Origin of the sequence: Streptomyces sp. CG4, assembly GCF_041080655.1 — a bacterium.
GTDB lineage: Bacteria > Actinomycetota > Actinomycetes > Streptomycetales > Streptomycetaceae > Streptomyces.
Genome location: NZ_CP163525.1, coordinates 7,755,792 through 7,773,517, shown reverse-complemented (window position 1 = coordinate 7,773,517; position 17,726 = coordinate 7,755,792). Strand labels below are relative to the sequence as shown.

18 protein-coding genes are annotated in these 17,726 nt (G+C 70.6%); 1 reads left to right on the top strand and 17 read right to left on the bottom strand.

The genetic code is table 11. The annotated features are described in order from the left end of the window. The 11 genes from rpoZ to pyrR form a co-directional block, all read right to left on the bottom strand. On the bottom strand, positions 1 to 273 hold the full coding sequence (gene rpoZ, locus AB5L52_RS35575; protein WP_005319902.1) for a DNA-directed RNA polymerase subunit omega: 273 nt from the start codon (positions 271 to 273) through the stop codon (positions 1 to 3). A gap of 38 nt (positions 274 to 311) precedes the next feature. After that, positions 312 to 869, bottom strand: a complete 558-nt coding sequence (gene gmk / locus AB5L52_RS35570) for a guanylate kinase (RefSeq protein ID WP_076092326.1) — start codon at positions 867 to 869, stop codon at positions 312 to 314. 60 nt (positions 870 to 929) lie between these two features. Beyond that, a complete protein-coding gene (locus tag AB5L52_RS35565; RefSeq protein WP_003977346.1) occupies positions 930 to 1,253 on the bottom strand; it encodes an integration host factor in 324 nt (107 codons plus the stop codon). Positions 1,254 to 1,552: 299 nt separating this feature from the next. Beyond that, positions 1,553 to 2,398, bottom strand: a complete 846-nt coding sequence (gene pyrF, locus AB5L52_RS35560) for an orotidine-5'-phosphate decarboxylase (protein WP_351028386.1) — start codon at positions 2,396 to 2,398, stop codon at positions 1,553 to 1,555. Continuing rightward, entirely contained in the window at positions 2,395 to 3,501 is a 1,107-nt protein-coding gene (locus AB5L52_RS35555; protein ID WP_369367657.1) for a quinone-dependent dihydroorotate dehydrogenase, read from the bottom strand. Before AB5L52_RS35555 ends, pyrF begins: the two co-directional genes overlap by 4 nt. A 66-nt stretch (positions 3,502 to 3,567) precedes the next feature. Beyond that, a complete protein-coding gene (gene carB / locus AB5L52_RS35550; RefSeq protein ID WP_351028391.1) occupies positions 3,568 to 6,876 on the bottom strand; it encodes a carbamoyl-phosphate synthase large subunit in 3,309 nt (1,102 codons plus the stop codon). Continuing rightward, entirely contained in the window at positions 6,869 to 8,011 is a 1,143-nt protein-coding gene (carA, locus tag AB5L52_RS35545) for a glutamine-hydrolyzing carbamoyl-phosphate synthase small subunit (RefSeq protein WP_369367656.1), read from the bottom strand. Before carA ends, carB begins: the two co-directional genes overlap by 8 nt. Then, positions 8,008 to 8,568, bottom strand: a complete 561-nt coding sequence (locus AB5L52_RS35540) for a hypothetical protein (protein WP_351028397.1) — start codon at positions 8,566 to 8,568, stop codon at positions 8,008 to 8,010. Before AB5L52_RS35540 ends, carA begins: the two co-directional genes overlap by 4 nt. Next, positions 8,565 to 9,851, bottom strand: a complete 1,287-nt coding sequence (locus AB5L52_RS35535) for a dihydroorotase (protein WP_351028400.1) — start codon at positions 9,849 to 9,851, stop codon at positions 8,565 to 8,567. The genes AB5L52_RS35540 and AB5L52_RS35535 overlap by 4 nt, the downstream gene beginning before the upstream one ends. A 5-nt stretch (positions 9,852 to 9,856) precedes the next feature. Further along, positions 9,857 to 10,837: an aspartate carbamoyltransferase catalytic subunit gene (locus tag AB5L52_RS35530; protein ID WP_351028403.1), complete on the bottom strand. Its 981-nt coding sequence runs from the start codon at positions 10,835 to 10,837 to the stop codon at positions 9,857 to 9,859. Positions 10,838 to 10,962: 125 nt separating this feature from the next. After that, complete coding sequence (gene pyrR / locus AB5L52_RS35525; RefSeq protein WP_369367655.1) at positions 10,963 to 11,538, bottom strand: bifunctional pyr operon transcriptional regulator/uracil phosphoribosyltransferase PyrR; 576 nt, start codon at positions 11,536 to 11,538, stop codon at positions 10,963 to 10,965. A gap of 264 nt (positions 11,539 to 11,802) precedes the next feature. On the opposite strand from pyrR, the gene bldD reads away from it, so the two are divergent. Further along, positions 11,803 to 12,306, top strand: a complete 504-nt coding sequence (gene bldD / locus AB5L52_RS35520; RefSeq protein WP_014671524.1) for a transcriptional regulator BldD — start codon at positions 11,803 to 11,805, stop codon at positions 12,304 to 12,306. A gap of 253 nt (positions 12,307 to 12,559) precedes the next feature. Here bldD and nusB read toward each other — a convergent pair whose 3' ends face one another. The 6 genes from nusB to AB5L52_RS35490 form a co-directional block, all read right to left on the bottom strand. Next, positions 12,560 to 12,988, bottom strand: a complete 429-nt coding sequence (nusB, locus tag AB5L52_RS35515) for a transcription antitermination factor NusB (protein ID WP_351028409.1) — start codon at positions 12,986 to 12,988, stop codon at positions 12,560 to 12,562. A 2-nt stretch (positions 12,989 to 12,990) separates the two neighbouring features. Next, complete coding sequence (efp, locus tag AB5L52_RS35510) at positions 12,991 to 13,557, bottom strand: elongation factor P (RefSeq protein WP_351028412.1); 567 nt, start codon at positions 13,555 to 13,557, stop codon at positions 12,991 to 12,993. 44 nt (positions 13,558 to 13,601) lie between these two features. Then, positions 13,602 to 14,735, bottom strand: coding sequence for an aminopeptidase P family protein (locus tag AB5L52_RS35505; RefSeq protein WP_351566981.1), 1,134 nt, complete (start codon positions 14,733 to 14,735; stop codon positions 13,602 to 13,604). Positions 14,736 to 14,846: 111 nt separating this feature from the next. Beyond that, on the bottom strand, positions 14,847 to 15,767 hold the full coding sequence (locus AB5L52_RS35500) for a Pro-rich N-terminal domain-containing protein (protein ID WP_369367654.1): 921 nt from the start codon (positions 15,765 to 15,767) through the stop codon (positions 14,847 to 14,849). Positions 15,768 to 16,093: 326 nt separating this feature from the next. Beyond that, positions 16,094 to 17,239 (bottom strand): 3-dehydroquinate synthase, encoded by a 1,146-nt coding sequence (aroB, locus tag AB5L52_RS35495; RefSeq protein ID WP_351028421.1) that lies wholly within the window; start codon positions 17,237 to 17,239, stop codon positions 16,094 to 16,096. After that, positions 17,236 to 17,718, bottom strand: coding sequence for a shikimate kinase (locus AB5L52_RS35490; RefSeq protein WP_351567215.1), 483 nt, complete (start codon positions 17,716 to 17,718; stop codon positions 17,236 to 17,238). Before AB5L52_RS35490 ends, aroB begins: the two co-directional genes overlap by 4 nt. Between the last annotated feature and the right edge of the window lie 8 nt (positions 17,719 to 17,726).

Genomic DNA, 17,726 nt, shown 5'->3' with positions numbered 1-17,726 from the left:
CTACTGAGCGGGGCCCTCGATGGCCTCGGACGTCAGCAGACCCGCGTTGATCTCGCGCAGGGCGATCGACAGCGGCTTCTCGTGAACGTGGGTGTCGACGAGCGGACCCACGTACTCGAGGAGACCCTCGCCGAGCTGGGAGTAGTACGCGTTGATCTGACGGGCCCGCTTGGCGGCGTAGATCACGAGGCTGTACTTCGAGTCGGTGGCCTCAAGCAACTCGTCGATCGGCGGGTTGATGATGCCCTCGGGCGCGGTGATGGAAGAGGACACGCTCTACCTTCCGAAAGAGGGGAAAAGATCAGTCATGATCACACAACGTCCATCAAGGCTAGCAGCTCGCGCGCCACGTCCTCGACGGAGGTGTTGACCAGGGTCGTATCGAACTCCGGCTCGGCCGCCAACTCGGTCCTGGCCGCCTCCAGGCGGCGCTCGATGACCTCGGGCGGCTCGGTGCCGCGGCCGGTCAGCCTGCGCACCAGCTCCTCCCAGGAGGGCGGAGCCAGGAACACCAGCTGAGCGTCGGACATCGACTCCCGCACCTGCCGGGCGCCCTGGAGGTCGATCTCCAGCAGGACGGGCTCGCCGTTCTCCAGGCGCTCCAGCACGGCCGCGCGGGGCGTGCCGTAGCGGTTGCCGGCGAACTCGGCCCACTCCAGCAGCTCGCCGTTGGCGATCAGCTTGTCCATCTCCTCGTCGGTGACGAAGAAGTAGTGGACTCCGTGCCGCTCGCCGGGCCGCGGCTTGCGGGTGGTGGCCGACACGGAGAGCCAGACCTCGGGGTGTTCCTTGCGCATATGGGCGACGACCGTGCTCTTGCCGACCCCCGAGGGGCCGGAGAGCACGGTCAGCCGCGGACGTTCACTCATGCAGCGATTATTCCAGCAATCCCGGAGTGCCCGGGACGCCCGGTCCGGCAGGGCCCGGACTCAGGAGCCGGTGCTGCCGAACTCACGCTCCAGGGAAGCGATCTGGTTGGAACCGAGGCCGCGCACGCGACGGCTCTCGGAGATCCCCAGACGCTCCATGATCTGCTTGGCGCGGACCTTGCCCACGCCCGGCAGGGACTCGAGCAGCGCGGAGACCTTCATCTTGCCGATGACGTCGTTCTCCTGGCCCTGCTTGATGACCTCGTGCAGGGAGGCGCCGGAGTGCTTGAGTCGATTCTTGACCTCGGCCCGCTCCCGGCGAGCCGCGGCGGCCTTTTCGAGCGCGGCTGCGCGCTGTTCGGGGGTAAGGGGCGGAAGAGCCACGCCTACGTCACCTCGGATGTCGAACTGTCGGATACGGACCGGTGAGGAACCTAGTCGCCCCACACCTGGGGAGCTACGAGCAACACGCTGCCCGGTCTCCCCCACTGCCTTAACGGCGTGGGAGGTGCCCCCACTGCTCGGAGACTAGCGGTCAAGTCCGCCAGAGTCAGCGAGAACAGCGGAAAAGTCCTGGTCAGCCTCCGCCAGGACGGACATTTCAGACATAATGCCCACGATTTGAGGATGTATTCACACTCAAGTCGCCGAGCCGCCGCTTCCCGGGGCACCCCTCCGAGGACTCAGGCACCCACGACGGCGGCCTGGATCTCCTCCGCGAAGCGCTCGGCGGACGCGCGCAGCGCCCCGGCCTCGGGTCCGTGCCGCAGCACACCCCGGCTGACGTTCGGAACGACGTTGCGCAGCGCCGGTCCGAAGACCTTCGGAAGGTCGGCCGCGGTCGCGCCCTGCGCGCCGACGCCGGGCGCGAGGAGCGGGCCGTTGATGGCGAGGTCGTAGGACGAAAGGTCGCCGACCGTGGCGCCGACGACGGCGCCGAAGGAGCCCAGCGGCTCCTCCCCCGCGTTCTCGGCGGCCAGGTGGGCCAGCATGGTCGCGCCCACGGTGCGGCCGTCGGCGCGGACCGCGTGCTGGACCTCGGGGCCTTCCGGGTTGGAGGTCAGCGCCAGCACGAACAGGCCGGTGCCGCTCTCCCGGGCCAGCGCGACGGCCGGGCTGAGCGAGCCGTAGCCGAGGTACGGCGAGACGGTCAGGGCGTCGGAGAACAGCGGGGAGTCCTGGTGCAGGTAGGCCTCGGCGTACCCGGCCATGGTCGAGCCGATGTCGCCGCGCTTGGCGTCCATCACGACGAGGGTGCCGGCCGCGCGCGCCTCCTGGACGATCTTCTCCAGGACGGCGAGGCCGCGGGAGCCGAAGCGCTCGAAGAAGGCGCTCTGCGGCTTCATCACGGCGACCCGGTCGGCCACCGCCTCGACGACCGTGCGGCCGAACCGCTCCAGACCGGCCACGTCGTCGTTCAGACCCCACTCGGCGAGCAGGGAGGCGTGCGGGTCGATGCCGACGCACAGCGGGCCGCGCTCGTCCATGGCGCGGCGCAGCCGGGCGCCGAAGGGCTCCATCGAGGTCATGCGGGCTTCCTCACGTCGGCGCCGACCGCGTCGGCGAGGGTGGCGTACGGGCTGGTGCGCAGGCGGGCGGCGAGGCCCTTGTGGAGGGCGCGGGTCCAGAAGGGGCCCTCGTAGATGAAGGCGCTGTACCCCTGGATCAGCGTGGCACCGGCCAGGATGCGCTGCCAGGCGTCCTCGGCGGTCTCGATGCCGCCGACGCCCACGAGCGTGATCCGGTTGCCCACCCGCGCGTACAGGCGGCGCAGCACCTCCAGGGAACGCGCCTTGAGCGGGGCGCCGGACAGTCCGCCGGTCTCCTTCACCAGCGAGGCTTCGGAGGCCAGACCGAGACCGTCGCGGGCGATGGTGGTGTTGGTCGCGATGATGCCGTCCAGGCCCAGCTCCACGGCCAGGTCGGCGACGGCGTCGATGTCCTCGTCGGCGAGGTCCGGGGCGATCTTCACCAGGAGCGGGACGCGCCGGTTCGCGACCGTGCGGTCGGCGGCCTCGCGGACGCCGGTCAGCAGCGGGCGCAGCGCCTCGGTGGCCTGCAGGTTGCGCAGGCCGGGCGTGTTCGGCGAGGAGACGTTGACGACCAGGTAGTCGGCGTACGGGGCGAGGCGCTCGGCGGACTTCACGTAGTCGAGGACGGCCTCCGCCTCCGGGACGACCTTCGTCTTGCCGATGTTGACGCCCACGACCGTCCTGAAGACCGGCCGGCGGGTGGCGAGACGGGCGGCCACGGCCAGCGAGCCGTCGTTGTTGAAGCCCATGCGGTTGATCAGCGCGCGGTCCGCGACGAGGCGGAACAGCCGCTTCTTGGGGTTGCCGGGCTGCGGCTCGCCGGTGACCGTGCCGATCTCGACGTGGTCGAAGCCCAGCATCGACATGCCGTCGATCGCGACGGCGTTCTTGTCGAAGCCGGCGGCGAGCCCGAAGGGGCCGTGCATGCGCAGCCCGAAGGCCTCCGTGCGCAGTTCCTTGTAGCGGGGCGCGAGGGCGGCCGCGATGAACGTGCGCAGGACGGGGATGCGGACGGCGCGGCGGATCCAGCGGAAGGCCAGGTGGTGGGCCTGCTCGGGATCCATCCGGGTGAACACCAGACGGAAGAACAGTTTGTACATCTCGGAAAAGTCCTCGGGGTCCTCATACAGAGGGGGACACCGTTTCCGGTGTCCCCCTCAGGGCTGCTAGTCGCGGGCCGCGGTCAGGTGTTCCGCGTGTTCCTGGAGCGAACGGACGCCTACGTCACCGTGGTTGAGGGCGTCGATGCCCTGGACCGCCGCGGCGAGCGCCTGGACCGTGGTCAGACACGGCACGGAGCGGGCCACCGCGGCCGTACGGATGTCGTAGCCGTCGAGGCGGCCGCCGGTGCCGTACGGGGTGTTGACGATGAGGTCGACCTCGCCGTCGTGGATCAGCTGGACGATGGTCCGCTCGCCGTTCGGGCCGGTGCCCTCGGACTGCTTGCGCACGACGATGGCGTTGATGCCGTTGCGCTTGAGGACCTCGGCGGTGCCGGAGGTGGCGAGCAGCTCGAAGCCGTGCGCGACCAGCTCACGTGCCGGGAAGATCATCGAGCGCTTGTCGCGGTTGGCGACCGAGATGAACGCGCGGCCCTTGGTGGGCAGCGGGCCGTAGGCGCCCGCCTGCGACTTGGCGTACGCCGTGCCGAAGACGGAGTCGATGCCCATGACCTCGCCCGTGGAGCGCATCTCCGGGCCGAGGACCGTGTCGACGCCGCGGCCCTGGACGTCGCGGAAGCGCGACCACGGCATCACGGCCTCCTTGACGGAGATCGGCGCGTCCAGCGGCAGCTCGCCCCCGTCGCCGCGCTTCGGCAGCAGGCCCTCCGCGCGCAGCTCGGCGATGGTCGCGCCCAGCGAGATCCGGGCGGCGGCCTTGGCGAGCGGCACCGCGGTCGCCTTCGAGGTGAAGGGGACGGTGCGGGAGGCGCGCGGGTTGGCTTCGAGGACGTAGAGGATGTCGCCGGCCATGGCGAACTGGATGTTGATCAGTCCGCGCACCCCGACGCCCTTGGCGATGGCCTCCGTAGAGGCGCGCAGCCGCTTGATGTCGAAGCCGCCGAGGGTGATCGGGGGCAGGGCGCACGCCGAGTCGCCGGAGTGGATGCCGGCCTCCTCGATGTGCTCCATCACGCCGCCGAGGTACAGCTCCTCGCCGTCGTAGAGCGCGTCGACGTCGATCTCGATCGCGTCGTCCAGGAAGCGGTCGACGAGGACCGGCCGCGAGGGGCTGATCTCGGTCGACTCGGCGATGTAGGCGGCGAGACGGGTCTCGTCGTAGACGATCTCCATGCCGCGCCCGCCGAGCACGTAGGACGGCCGGACCAGGACCGGGTAGCCGATCTCGTCGGCGATGGCCTTGGCCTCGTCGAAGGTGGTGGCCGTGCCGTGCTTCGGCGCCGGCAGGCCCGCCTCGGCGAGGACCCGCCCGAACGCGCCCCGGTCCTCGGCCGCGTGGATGGCCTCGGGGGACGTGCCGACGACCGGCACGCCGTTGTCCTTCAGGGCCTGGGACAGGCCGAGCGGGGTCTGGCCGCCGAGCTGCACGATGACGCCCGCGACCGGGCCGGCCTGCTGCTCGGCGTGGACGATCTCCAGCACGTCCTCCAGCGTGAGCGGCTCGAAGTACAGCCGGTCGGAGGTGTCGTAGTCGGTGGAGACGGTCTCCGGGTTGCAGTTGACCATCACGGTCTCGTAGCCCGCGTCGCTCAGCGCGAAGGAGGCGTGGACGCAGGAGTAGTCGAACTCGATGCCCTGGCCGATGCGGTTCGGGCCGGAGCCGAGGATGATGACGGCCGGCTTCTCGCGGCTCGCGACCTCGGACTCCTCGTCGTAGGCGGAGTAGAAGTACGGCGTCTTCGCGGCGAACTCGGCGGCGCAGGTGTCGACCGTCTTGTAGACGGGGCGGATGCCGAGGGCGTGCCGGACCTCGCGGACGACGTCCTCGCGCAGGCCGCGGATCTCGCCGATCTGCTGGTCGGAGAAGCCGTGCCGCTTGGCGTCGGCGAGCAGCTCGGCGGTCAGCTCCGGCGTCTCGGCCAGCTCGTCCGCGATCTCCTTGATCAGGAAGAGCTGGTCCACGAACCACGGGTCGATCTTCGTGTACTCGAAGATCTCCGCCGGGGTGGCGCCGGCGCGGATGGCCTGCATGACCGTGTTGATCCGGCCGTCGGTGGGGCGTACGGCCTCGCGCAGCAGCGCGTCCTTGTCACCGGGCTCGCCGACGAACGTGAACTGGGAGCCCTTCTTCTCCAGCGAGCGCAGCGCCTTCTGGAAGGCCTCGGGGAAGTTGCGGCCGATGGCCATGGCCTCGCCGACCGACTTCATGGTGGTGGTCAGCGTGGAGTCGGCCTGCGGGAACTTCTCGAACGCGAAGCGCGGGGCCTTCACGACCACGTAGTCGAGCGTGGGCTCGAAGGAGGCCGGGGTCTCCTGCGTGATGTCGTTCGGGATCTCGTCCAGGGTGTAGCCGACGGCCAGCTTGGCGGCGATCTTCGCGATCGGGAAGCCGGTCGCCTTGGAGGCGAGCGCGGAGGACCGGGACACACGCGGATTCATCTCGATGACGATCACGCGGCCGTCCTCGGGGTTCACCGCGAACTGGATGTTGCAGCCGCCGGTGTCGACGCCGACCTCGCGGATGACGGCGATGCCGATGTCGCGCAGGATCTGGTACTCGCGGTCGGTCAGCGTCATCGCGGGCGCGACGGTGATGGAGTCACCGGTGTGCACGCCCATGGGGTCGAAGTTCTCGATGGAGCAGACGACCACGACGTTGTCGTGCTTGTCGCGCATCAGCTCCAGCTCGTACTCCTTCCAGCCGAGGATGGACTCCTCCAGGAGCACCTCGGTGGTCGGCGAGAGCGTGAGGCCCTGCCCGGCGATGCGGCGCAGCTCCTCCTCGTCGTGCGCGAAGCCGGAGCCGGCGCCGCCCATGGTGAAGGACGGGCGGACGACCACCGGGTAGCCGCCGAGGGTCTCGACGCCCTGGAGGACGTCCTCCATGGAGTGGCAGATGACCGAGCGGGCGGACTCGCCGTGGCCGGTCTTGCGCCGGACCTCCTCGACGACCTCCTTGAACAGGTCGCGGTCCTCGCCCTTGTGGATGGCCTCGGGCTTGGCGCCGATCAGCTCGACGCCGTACTTCTCCAGAACGCCGTTCTCGTGCAGCGAGATCGCGGTGTTCAGGGCCGTCTGACCGCCCAGGGTGGGCAGCAGGGCGTCGGGGCGCTCCTTGGCGATGATCTTCTCGACGAACTCCGGGGTGATCGGCTCGATGTACGTGGCGTCGGCGATCTCCGGGTCGGTCATGATCGTCGCCGGGTTGGAGTTGACCAGGACGACGCGCAGGCCCTCGGCGCGCAGGATGCGGCACGCCTGGGTGCCGGAGTAGTCGAACTCGGCGGCCTGGCCGATGACGATCGGGCCGGAGCCGATGACCAGGACGGACTGGATATCGGTGCGCTTAGGCACGCTGGCCCTCCATCAGGGAAACGAAGCGGTCGAACAGGTAGGCGGCGTCGTGCGGGCCCGCTGCCGCTTCGGGGTGGTACTGGACGGAGAAGGCCGGCTGGTCGAGCAGCTGCAGCCCCTCCACGACGTCGTCGTTCAGGCAGACGTGCGAGACCTCGGCGCGGCCGAACTTCGTCTCGCTGACCTGGTCGAGCGGCGCGTCGACGGCGAAGCCGTGGTTGTGCGCGGTGACCTCGACCTTGCCGGTCGTACGGTCCTGGACGGGCTGGTTGATGCCCCGGTGGCCGTACTTCAGCTTGTAGGTGCCGAAGCCGAGGGCGCGGCCGAGGATCTGGTTGCCGAAGCAGATGCCGAACAGCGGCGTCTTCCGCTCCAGGACGGCGGTCATCAGGGCGACCGGGCCGTCGGCGGTGGCCGGGTCGCCGGGGCCGTTGGAGAAGAACACACCGTCCGGGTGCACGGCGTAGACGTCCTCCTCGGTGGCCGTCGCGGGCAGCACGTGCACCTCGATGCCGCGCTCGGCCATGCGGTGCGGGGTCATGCCCTTGATGCCGAGGTCGATCGCGGCGACGGTGAACCTCTTCTCACCGATCGCGGGGACGACGTAGGCCTCCTTGGTCGCGACCTCGGCGTAGAGGCTCGCGCCCTTCATGTGCGGCTGGGCCTGGACGCGCTCGAGCAGCTCGGCCACGGGGGCGATCGCCTCGCCGGAGAAGACGCCGGCGCGCATGGAGCCGCGCTCGCGCAGATGGCGGGTGAGGGCGCGGGTGTCGATCCCGGAGATGCCGACCACGCCCTGCGCGACCAGCTCGTCGTCCAGGGAGCGCTGGGCGCGCCAGTTGGAGGGCACGCGCGCGGGGTCGCGCACGACGTAGCCGGAGACCCAGATGCGGCTCGACTCGTCGTCCTCGTCGTTCCAGCCGGTGTTGCCGATCTGCGGGGCGGTCGCGACGACGATCTGGCGGTCGTACGACGGGTCGGTCAGCGTTTCCTGGTAGCCGGTCATGCCGGTGGAGAACACGGCCTCGCCGAAGGTCTCCCCCACGGCCCCGTAGGCACGGCCGCGGAAGGTGCGGCCGTCCTCCAGGACGAGTACGGCGGGAACCTTGGCGGCTCCCCTGGTGGAGGTCGTCATCGTGCGCCTTCCGTGTCGTTGATCATCTGGTTCAGGGTGTCGACCCATTCGGTGTGCTCGGCCGCGTGGTCGGAGCGGAAGCCGGAGTCGATCAGCTTCTCCCCGTGTGCCCAGGTCACCACCAGCAGGCCGCCCTCGGTGAGGACCTTGCCGGCGATGCCCTTGTCCAGCCGGGCCTCGCGCAGTGCGGCGGCCGGGACGAAGAAGTCGGTCGCCCCGGGGCGTACGACCTCCAGGCCCGCGTCCGTGAGGGTCAGCTCGGCGCGGCTGCGGGTGCCGAGGCCGTGGGCCACGATGCGGTCCAGCCACTGCCCGGCGGTGGTCGAGCCGTGGTAACGGCCACTCATCGTCAGTCTGGCCGTACCGGGCTCGTCCGGCGCGCTGGGGAGCTCGGGCAGGTCGCCCTGGAGCGTGCCGCGCCACTTCCAGCCCTCGCGCATCAGCCAGTAGACGAGCGCGATGAAGAGCACGAGTCCGACGAGCCAGCCGATACGGGCCGGCCAGTCGGTGACCGCGGCCGACTTCTTGGCCTCGGCCAGCAGGATTACAGGTGTCACGTGAGCTTCCCGTCGACGAGCGTGGCCTTGCCCCGCAGCCACGTGTGCGTCACACGGCCTGGCAGCGCACGCCCCTCGTAGGGGGTGTTGCGGCTGCGCGAGGCGAAGCCCGCGGGGTCCACCTGGCCACGGTATTCCGTGTCGACCAGGGTGAGGTTGGCGGGCTCACCGGCCGAGACGGGACGGCCGTGCCCGGTGGCCTGTCCGATCTGCGCGGGCTTGACGGACATGCGGTCGGCGACGCCGGCCCAGTCCAGCAGGCCCGTGTCGACCATGGTCTCCTGGACCACTGACAACGCGGTCTCCAGTCCCACCATCCCCATGGCGGCGGCGGCCCACTCGCAGTCCTTGTCCTCGTGCGGGTGCGGGGCGTGGTCGGTGGCGACGATGTCGATCGTGCCGTCGGCGAGCGCCGCACGCAGGGCGTGCACGTCCCGCTCCGTGCGCAGCGGCGGGTTGACCTTGTAGACGGGGTTGTACGTGCGCACCAGCTCGTCGGTGAGGAGCAGGTGGTGCGGGGTCACCTCGGCGGTGACGTCGATGCCGCGGGACTTGGCCCAGCGGACGATCTCCACGGACCCCGCGGTCGACAGGTGGCAGATGTGGACGCGGGAGCCGACGTGCTCGGCGAGCAGCACGTCCCGCGCGATGATCGACTCCTCGGCGACGGCCGGCCAGCCGCCCAGGCCCAGCTCGGCGGAGACGACGCCCTCGTTCATCTGGGCGCCCTCGGTGAGCCGCGGCTCCTGTGCGTGCTGGGCGACGACACCGCCGAAGGCCTTCACGTACTCCAGCGCGCGGCGCATGATCACCGCGTCGTCCACGCACTTGCCGTCGTCGGAGAAGACGGTGACCCCGGCGGCCGACTCGTGCATGGCGCCCAGCTCGGCGAGCTTCCTGCCCTCCAGGCCGACGGTGACGGCGCCGATGGGCTGGACGTCGCAGTAGCCGTGCTCCTGGCCGAGCCGGTAGACCTGTTCGACGACACCGGCGGTGTCGGCGACCGGGAAGGTGTTGGCCATGGCGAACACGGCGGTGTAGCCGCCGGAGGCGGCCGCGCGGGTGCCGGTCAGGACCGTCTCGGAGTCCTCGCGGCCCGGCTCGCGCAGATGGGTGTGCAGGTCGACCAGGCCCGGCAGCAGCACCTTGCCGGCGGCCTCCACGACCTCGGCGCCCTCGGCGCTCAGACCGGTCCCCACCTCGGCGATCGTCTCGCCGTCGATCAGCACGTCCTGCGGCTCGCCGCCGAGCACCTTCGCACCACGGATCAGGATCTTGCTCATGGGTCTTACTTCTCCTCGTTGGTGCGGGCGTGGGTGACGGCGGGCTCGTTGCCGCCGAGCAGCAGGTACAGCACGGCCATCCGGATGGAGACGCCGTTGGCGACCTGCTCGACGGCGGTGCAGCGGTCGGAGTCGGCGACCTCGGCGGTGATCTCCATACCGCGCACCATCGGGCCGGGGTGCATCACGATGGCGTGCTCGGGCAGCTTGGCCATGCGGTCGCCGTCGAGGCCGTAGCGGCGGGAGTACTCGCGCTCGGTCGGGAAGAAGGCGGCGTTCATCCGCTCGCGCTGGACCCGGAGCATCATCACCGCGTCCGACTTCGGCAGCGCGCCGTCGAGGTCGTACGCCACCTCGCACGGCCAGGTCTCGACGCCGACCGGGACCAGGGTGGGCGGGGCGACCAGGGTGACCTCGGCGCCGAGGGTGTGCAGCAGGTCGACGTTGGAGCGGGCGACCCGGCTGTGCAGGACGTCGCCGACGAGGGTGATGCGCTTGCCGGACAGGTCCTGGCCGAGCCCGGCGTCCCGGCCGATCAGCCGGCGGCGCATGGTGAACGCGTCCAGCAGGGCCTGGGTGGGGTGCTGGTGGGTGCCGTCGCCGGCGTTGATGACGGCCGCGTCGATCCAGCCGGAGTTCGCGAGGCGGTACGGGGCTCCGGAGGCGCCGTGCCGGATGACCACGGCGTCGACGCCCATGGCCTCCAGGGTCTGGGCGGTGTCCTTCAGGGACTCGCCCTTGGAGACGCTCGACCCCTTGGCGGTGAAGTTGATGACGTCGGCGGACAGGCGCTTCTCGGCGGCCTCGAAGGAGATCCGGGTGCGCGTGGAGTCCTCGAAGAAGAGGTTGACGATCGTGCGGCCGCGCAGGGTCGGCAGTTTCTTGATCGGCCGGTCGGCGACCCGGGCCATCTCCTCGGCGGTGTCGAGGATCAGGACGGCGTCGTCGCGGGTGAGGTCGGCGGCCGAGATGAGATGACGCTGCATCTGTCAGGCTCCGTAAGGCAGTTCATTCGGGATCCGGGGGGTCTGGGGGATGTCCCCCAGAGGGCACAGTGGGGCAAACGGGAGCGTGCGCGGGTACGCCGAAGCGGGCCCTCGCGCCCGACTTGCTACTGGCCGGCCTGCTTCACACCGAGCAGCACGGTGTCGCGACCGTCCTCCTCGGCGAGCTGGACCTTGACCGTCTCCCGCAACGACGTGGGGAGGTTCTTGCCGACGTAGTCGGCGCGGATCGGCAGTTCGCGGTGGCCGCGGTCGACGAGGACCGCGAGCTGGACCGCGCGGGGGCGCCCGATGTCGTTCAGGGCGTCGAGAGCGGCGCGGATGGTACGGCCGGAGAAGAGCACGTCGTCGACGAGGACGACCAGCTTGCCGTCGATGCCGTCACCGGGGATCTCGGTGCGGGCCAGCGCCCGCGGCGGATGCATGCGCAGGTCGTCGCGGTACATCGTGATGTCGAGCGAGCCGACCGGCACCGTGCGGTCGGTGATCTGCGCCAGCTTGACGGCGAGCCGCTGGGCGAGGAAGACACCCCGGGTGGGGATGCCGAGGAGCACCACGTCGTCGGCGCCCTTGGCGCGCTCGACGATCTCGTGGGCGATACGGGTCAGCACCCGCGCGATGTCGGGGCCTTCGAGAACGGGCCGCGCATCGGACGCGGTGGCGTGCGAGTCCTGCTTGTCCATACGAAACGGACCTCCTTCTCCGCCTCACGGGACGGACCTTAAAGGACGTCGGATTTGCGCCATCCACCCTAGCAGGCCGCGGGGAGGCCCTGATCACCCCGTCCTTCACCCGCTTGGCCTAATGGGCCGCCACTACCACGGAAGAGTCGGTGTGGACCATTCGGCTTGACGCACAAGAGTCACGCTGCGTAACCTCACAGTGAGTTACCAGCCGCGCGGCGGGAACACCCTCCGACCGCGTCGACACAGTGTCCGGGGAGCTATATGTCCAGCGAATACGCCAAACAGCTCGGGGCCAAGCTCCGGGCCATCCGCACCCAGCAGGGCCTTTCCCTCCACGGTGTCGAGGAGAAGTCCCAGGGTCGCTGGAAGGCCGTTGTGGTGGGGTCGTACGAGCGTGGCGACCGTGCGGTGACCGTACAGCGGCTCGCCGAGCTGGCTGATTTCTATGGTGTTCCGGTGCAGGAGCTGCTGCCGGGCACCACGCCTGGCGGCGCCGCCGAGCCGCCGCCGAAGCTGGTCCTGGACCTGGAGCGGCTGGCCACCGTGCCGGCCGAGAAGGCGGGCCCCCTCCAGCGCTACGCGGCCACGATCCAGTCCCAGCGCGGTGACTACAACGGCAAGGTGCTCTCCATCCGCCAGGACGACCTGCGCACTCTGGCCGTGATCTACGACCAGTCCCCCTCGGTCCTCACCGAGCAGCTGATCAGCTGGGGCGTCCTGGACGCGGACGCGCGCCGCGCCGTGGCCACTCACGAAGAGGCCTGAGCCGCCCTACAGCCGAGCAGAAACGTGCCGCCGGGGTGGCCGGACCCGTATGGGTTTCCGGCCACCCCGGCGGCGTTTTTACGACTTTTTCGGTGCGGTCTCGCTACCGGGTGGCACCAACGCCAAAGGGGCGCGGGGAACTGCGCGAGCAACCACGGACGACCCGCGGATCACCCGGTTGCCGCAGTCCCACGGCACCCCTCTGTCGGCTGGGCCCGGCGAAGCGTTCGGCCGGGCCCGGCGAAGCGTTCGGCTAGGCCCGGCGGAGCGAAGGCTTGAGTTCCTTCAGCCGGCCCAGCAGGCCGTTCACGAACGACGGCGACTCGTCGGTCGAGAACTCCTTCGCCAGCTGCACCATCTCGTCCAGGACGACGGCGTCCGGGGTCTCGTCGACCCAGATCAGCTCGTACGCGCCCAGCCGCAGGATGTTGCGGTCCACGACCGGCATCCGGTCGAGCGTCCAGCCGACCGCGTACTGGGCGATCAGCTCGTCGATGCGCTTCGCGTGCTTGGCGTAGCCCTCGACCAGCTGCATCGTGTACTCGCTGACCGGAGGCTGCCGTGTGTCGGACCGGGACAGCCGGACCCAGTCTGCGAGGACCGTCAGGACGTCGGCGCCGCGCTGGTCGCCCTCGAAGAGGATCTGGAAGGCGCGCTTGCGGGCCGTGTTGCGGGCAGCCACGGTTAGCTGTTCACCCGGCCGAGGTAGTCGCTCGTGCGGGTGTCGACCTTGATCTTCTCACCGGTGGTGATGAAGAGCGGCACCTGGATCTGGTGACCGGTCTCCAGGGTGGCGGGCTTGGTGCCACCGGTCGAGCGGTCGCCCTGGACGCCCGGCTCGGTCTCCTGGATGGTCAGCTCGACGGCGGCCGGCAGCTCGACGAAGAGCACCTCGCCCTCGTGCTGGGCGACGGTGGCGGTGAAGCCCTCGATCAGGAAGTTGGCGGCGTCGCCGACAGCCTTCCGGTCGATGTGCAGCTGGTCGTAGGTCTCCATGTCCATGAAGACGAAGTAGTCGCCGTCCATGTACGAGAACTGCATGTCGCGCTTGTCGACAGTGGCGGTCTCGACCTTGACGCCGGCGTTGAAGGTCTTGTCGACCACCTTGCCGGACAGCACGTTCTTCAGCTTGGTGCGCACGAAGGCCGGGCCCTTGCCAGGCTTGACGTGCTGGAACTCGACGACGGACCAGAGCTGGCCGCCTTCGAGCTTGAGCACCATGCCGTTCTTGAGGTCGTTCGTGGAAGCCACGGTTGCGGAATCTCCTGGACTGACGTACGACCCCGGATCACGCGCTACAGCGCGAGCAGCTCCTTGGTCGTGATGGTGAGTAGCTCGGGTCCGCCGTCCGCCTCGGGGCGTACGACGAGCGTGTCATCGATCCGGACACCGCCCCGGCCCGGGAGGTGGACCCCCGGTTCGACGGTGACCGGCACGCAAGCGTCCAGTTTACCCATGGCCGCGGGCGCCAACTGCGGGTCCTCGTCGATTTCGAGTCCGACGCCGTGTCCGGTCAGCGGTGGGAGGGCCTCCGCATAGCCGGCGGAATCCAGTACCTGGCGTGCCGCGCGGTCCACATCACCGAAGGCCGCGCCTGGTGCCAGGGACTCGCGTCCGGCGCGCTGGGCGGCGAAGACGAGGTCGTACAGGTCGATCTGCCAGTCGGCGGGCGAGGTGCCGATGACGAAGGTCCGGCCGATCTCGCAGCGGTAGCCGCGGTAGGTCGCGCCCAGGCACACGGTGAGAAAGTCGCCCTCCTCCACCCGCCGGTCGGTGGGCCGGTGACCGCGCCGGCCGGAGTTCGGACCGGTGGCCACGGACGTGGGGAAGGCCGGGCCGTCCGCGCCGTGGTCGACCAGACGGCGCTCCAGCTCCAGCGCGAGGTGCCGCTCGGTGCGGCCGACCAGGATGGACTCCAGCAGCTCACCGAGGGCCTGGTCGGCGATCTCGGCGCCGATGCGGAGGCAGGAGATCTCCTCCTCGTCCTTGATCACCCGGAGCTGCTCGACGGCCCCGCCGAGGTCACCCAGGCGGATCCCGGGGGCCACGGTGGAGAGGGCTCTGTGCCGGGTGACCGTGAGGTGGTGTTCCTCGACGGCCAGGGAGTCGGCGCCCTGGGCCACGGCCAGGCCCGCAGCGGCGACCGCGGCGTCGCCGGGGCCTGGGCCCGTGCCTGCTCCGGTGGCGTTCGGGGGGAGGACGTGTACGCGCAGGTTGTCGTCGGGCCGGCCCTCGTAGGGGCGGTCTTCGGGCGGGCCTGCGCAGACGAGGAGGTCCTCGCGTCTGCCGAGCAGCAGAGCGGAGCCCTGCGGGGCCGCGGCGGCGAGGTAGCGCACGTTGGCTGGGCGGGTGACGAGCGCTGCCGCGGTGCCGGCCGCGGTGACGTGGTCTCTCAGCCGGGATCGGCGGGTCGCGTACACCTCTGACATGAGATGAGCGTAGAAGTTTTGTCGCGTTTGTGCCGATTCGGGAGGGCCGAGTGGGGTCCGCGAGGCCGATACAGTCCCGCGCCCCTTCAGGTGGGGCCGCTTGCCCCCTGCCTACCAGCTCGGGGGGCTTGCTATCGCTCTCGCCAAGACCTCGTCCAGGATCCTGGCCGTGCCGGGGACGTCCAGCTGGGAGTTGTCGATGATCGGGAGGCCCGAGCCGTACCAGCCCGCCATGCGGCCGTGGATGCGGGCCACCTCCTCGTCGGTGAGGCGGCGGTTGCCCGAGCGCTCGGCGTTGCGTTCCAGGACGATGTCCAGGCCCGGCAGGAGGACGACCGGAAGCAGGCCGGGGCCGACATGGCGCTTCCAGCCGCCGAGGCCGACCACCGGGCGGTCCGGGAAGACGGCGTCGTCCAGGATGCAGGAGATGCCGTTGGCGAGGAAGTTCCGGGCGGCGAAGCCGCAGGTGCGGCGGGCCAGGCGGTACTGGGCCTCGGAGTTGTCGTTCCAGCCGGACTGAGGGTCGGCGAAACCTGAGCGGACCCATTCGCGGACGTCGTCCAGGCTGATGTGCGCGGTGGGTACGCGGCGGTGGTCCGCCCAGTACTTGGCGACGCTGGTCTTGCCCGCGCCGGCCGGGCCGATCAGCAGGACGGCCAGGGTGGTGGTCGCCGGGTCGGGGAGCGCAGCGGGGGCCGGGGGCACCGTCGGCACGCCGACCGGGCCGCCGGGCGGCAGCGGTACATGGCCGGTGGTGTCGGGGGCCGGCGGGGCGGCCGCGACTCCGGGGTGCGGGACCGGGGACGGAGGCGGGAGCTGGGTGACCGGAGGCTGGGGCGCGGGGGGTTGCGGGGGCGTCGGCGGGACAGCGCCGGTCGGTGCCGGGAAGCCCGGCGGCGGAGACACAGGGGCGGGCCCCTGAGGGGCTCCCGGGTGCGGGCCGGGGTGGTGTGCGGCCGACGCCCAGCCGGCGTGCGCCAGCTGCCCCGGCTGGTGGGGCGGCGGCAGCGGAGACCCCACTGCGTGCTGCATCCGTGGCCACTCCGTCTCGTCTCTTCGGCTCGCTCGCCTCCGGGGCGCCGCGGTATCCGGTATGCGGCTACCGCGGCGTGGCGGTGTCGACAGCCCGATCGTGCTCGGCCCTTCGGGCCTCCGCGCGTTCGATCCGTCGCCTCCGACACTCCCCTCCAGCTCACTCGCGGCAAACAGTTCGCGCTGGCAGCGGGGCCGGACCCCGCTGCCTACCGAACGGTACCGTCCCCCGCCGTCATTTGGTGAAACGGCCGGGGGCCGCCTGAAGTGCCCATTCCGCAAAGGAAGTCGAGGCCGGGAATCGGGCAGACGGAACAGCCGGGGACTTACTGGCCCACTTCTCCGTACGCGGCGAGCAGCACGGCCGGGTCCGGGCCCTCCAGGACGGTCGGCTTGGCGAGGCCGTCGAGGACGATGAAGCGCAGCAGGTCGCCACGGGACTTCTTGTCGATCTTCATCGTCTCCAGCAGCTTGGGCCACTGGTCATGGCGGTAGTACAGCGGGAGGCCGACCGCCTCGAGGACCGTACGGTGGCGGTCCGCCGTGGCGTCGTCCAACCGGCCCGCCAGCCGGCCCAGTTCGGCGGCGAAGTGCATGCCGACCGCGACCGCGGCGCCGTGCCGCCACTTGTAGCGCTCGTTCTTCTCGATGGCATGGCCGAGCGTGTGGCCGTAGTTGAGGATCTCGCGCAGCCCGGACTCCTTCAGGTCCGACGAGACGACCTCCGCCTTCACCCGGATCGATCGCTCGATCAGCTCGGCCGTGTGCGGGCCCTCGGGTGTCCGGGCGGCCTCCGGGTCGGACTCGATCAGCTCCAGGATCACCGGGTCGGCGATGAAGCCGGCCTTGATGACCTCGGCCAGCCCGGAGACGTAGTCGTTGACCGGCAGGGAGTCCAGCGCGGCCAGGTCGCACAGGACGCCGGCCGGCGGGTGGAAGGCACCGACGAGGTTCTTGCCCTCGGCGGTGTTGATGCCGGTCTTGCCGCCGACCGCCGCGTCCACCATCGCCAGGACGGTGGTGGGAACGGCGATCCAGCGCACCCCGCGCAGCCAGGTCGCGGCGACGAACCCGGCGAGGTCCGTGGTCGCGCCGCCGCCCACGCCGACGACGACGTCGGAGCGGGTGAAGCCCGACTGGCCGAGCGCCTTCCAGCAGTAGGCGGCGACCTCGGCGGTCTTGGCCTCCTCGGCGTTCGGCACCTGGATGGCGATCGCCTCGTAGCCCTGCCCGGCCAGGTCGGCGCGGAGCGCGTCACCGGTCTCGGCGAGCGCCTCCGGGTGGATCACCGCGACCCTTTGGACATCACTGCGGCGCGAAGCGCCTCCGTTAAGGGTGGTGGTGGGCGACGGGCGGGACTTCGGACCGATCAACCCGGCCAGCTCGCCCAGCAGTTGCCGGCCGACCAGCACCTCATAGGGGTCGGTGCCCGCCGTGCCGGCGACCTGGATCCGGGTGACTGCCTCGCTCATGCTTCTTTCAACTCCAGTGCGTCCAGCGCTGCTTGGGTGACCTCTTCGGGGGTACGGCCGTCCGTCGCCACGACGGCGGTGGCGACCTCCTCGTACAGGTGCCGCCGGGCCTCCATCAGCTCGCGCCACTGCTTGCGCGGGTTGACCGCGAGCAGCGGGCGGGCCACGTTCAGGCCGGTGCGCTTGACGGCCTCCTCCACGTCCATCGAGAGGTAGACCACCCGGTGCCCGGCGAGCAGCGCGCGCGTGTCGGCGTCCAGGACGGCACCGCCGCCGAGCGCGAGGACGCCCTCGTGCTCGGCGAGCGCGCTGTGCACGGCCCGCTTCTCGATCGCCCGGAAGGCGGGCTCGCCCTCGTCGACGAAGATCTCGGCGATGGTGCGGCCCTCGGCGGCGACGATGTCCTCGTCGGTGTCCCGGTAGCCGACGCCGAGGCGCTCGGCCAGCAACTGCCCGACGGTGGACTTGCCGACGCCCATCGGGCCGA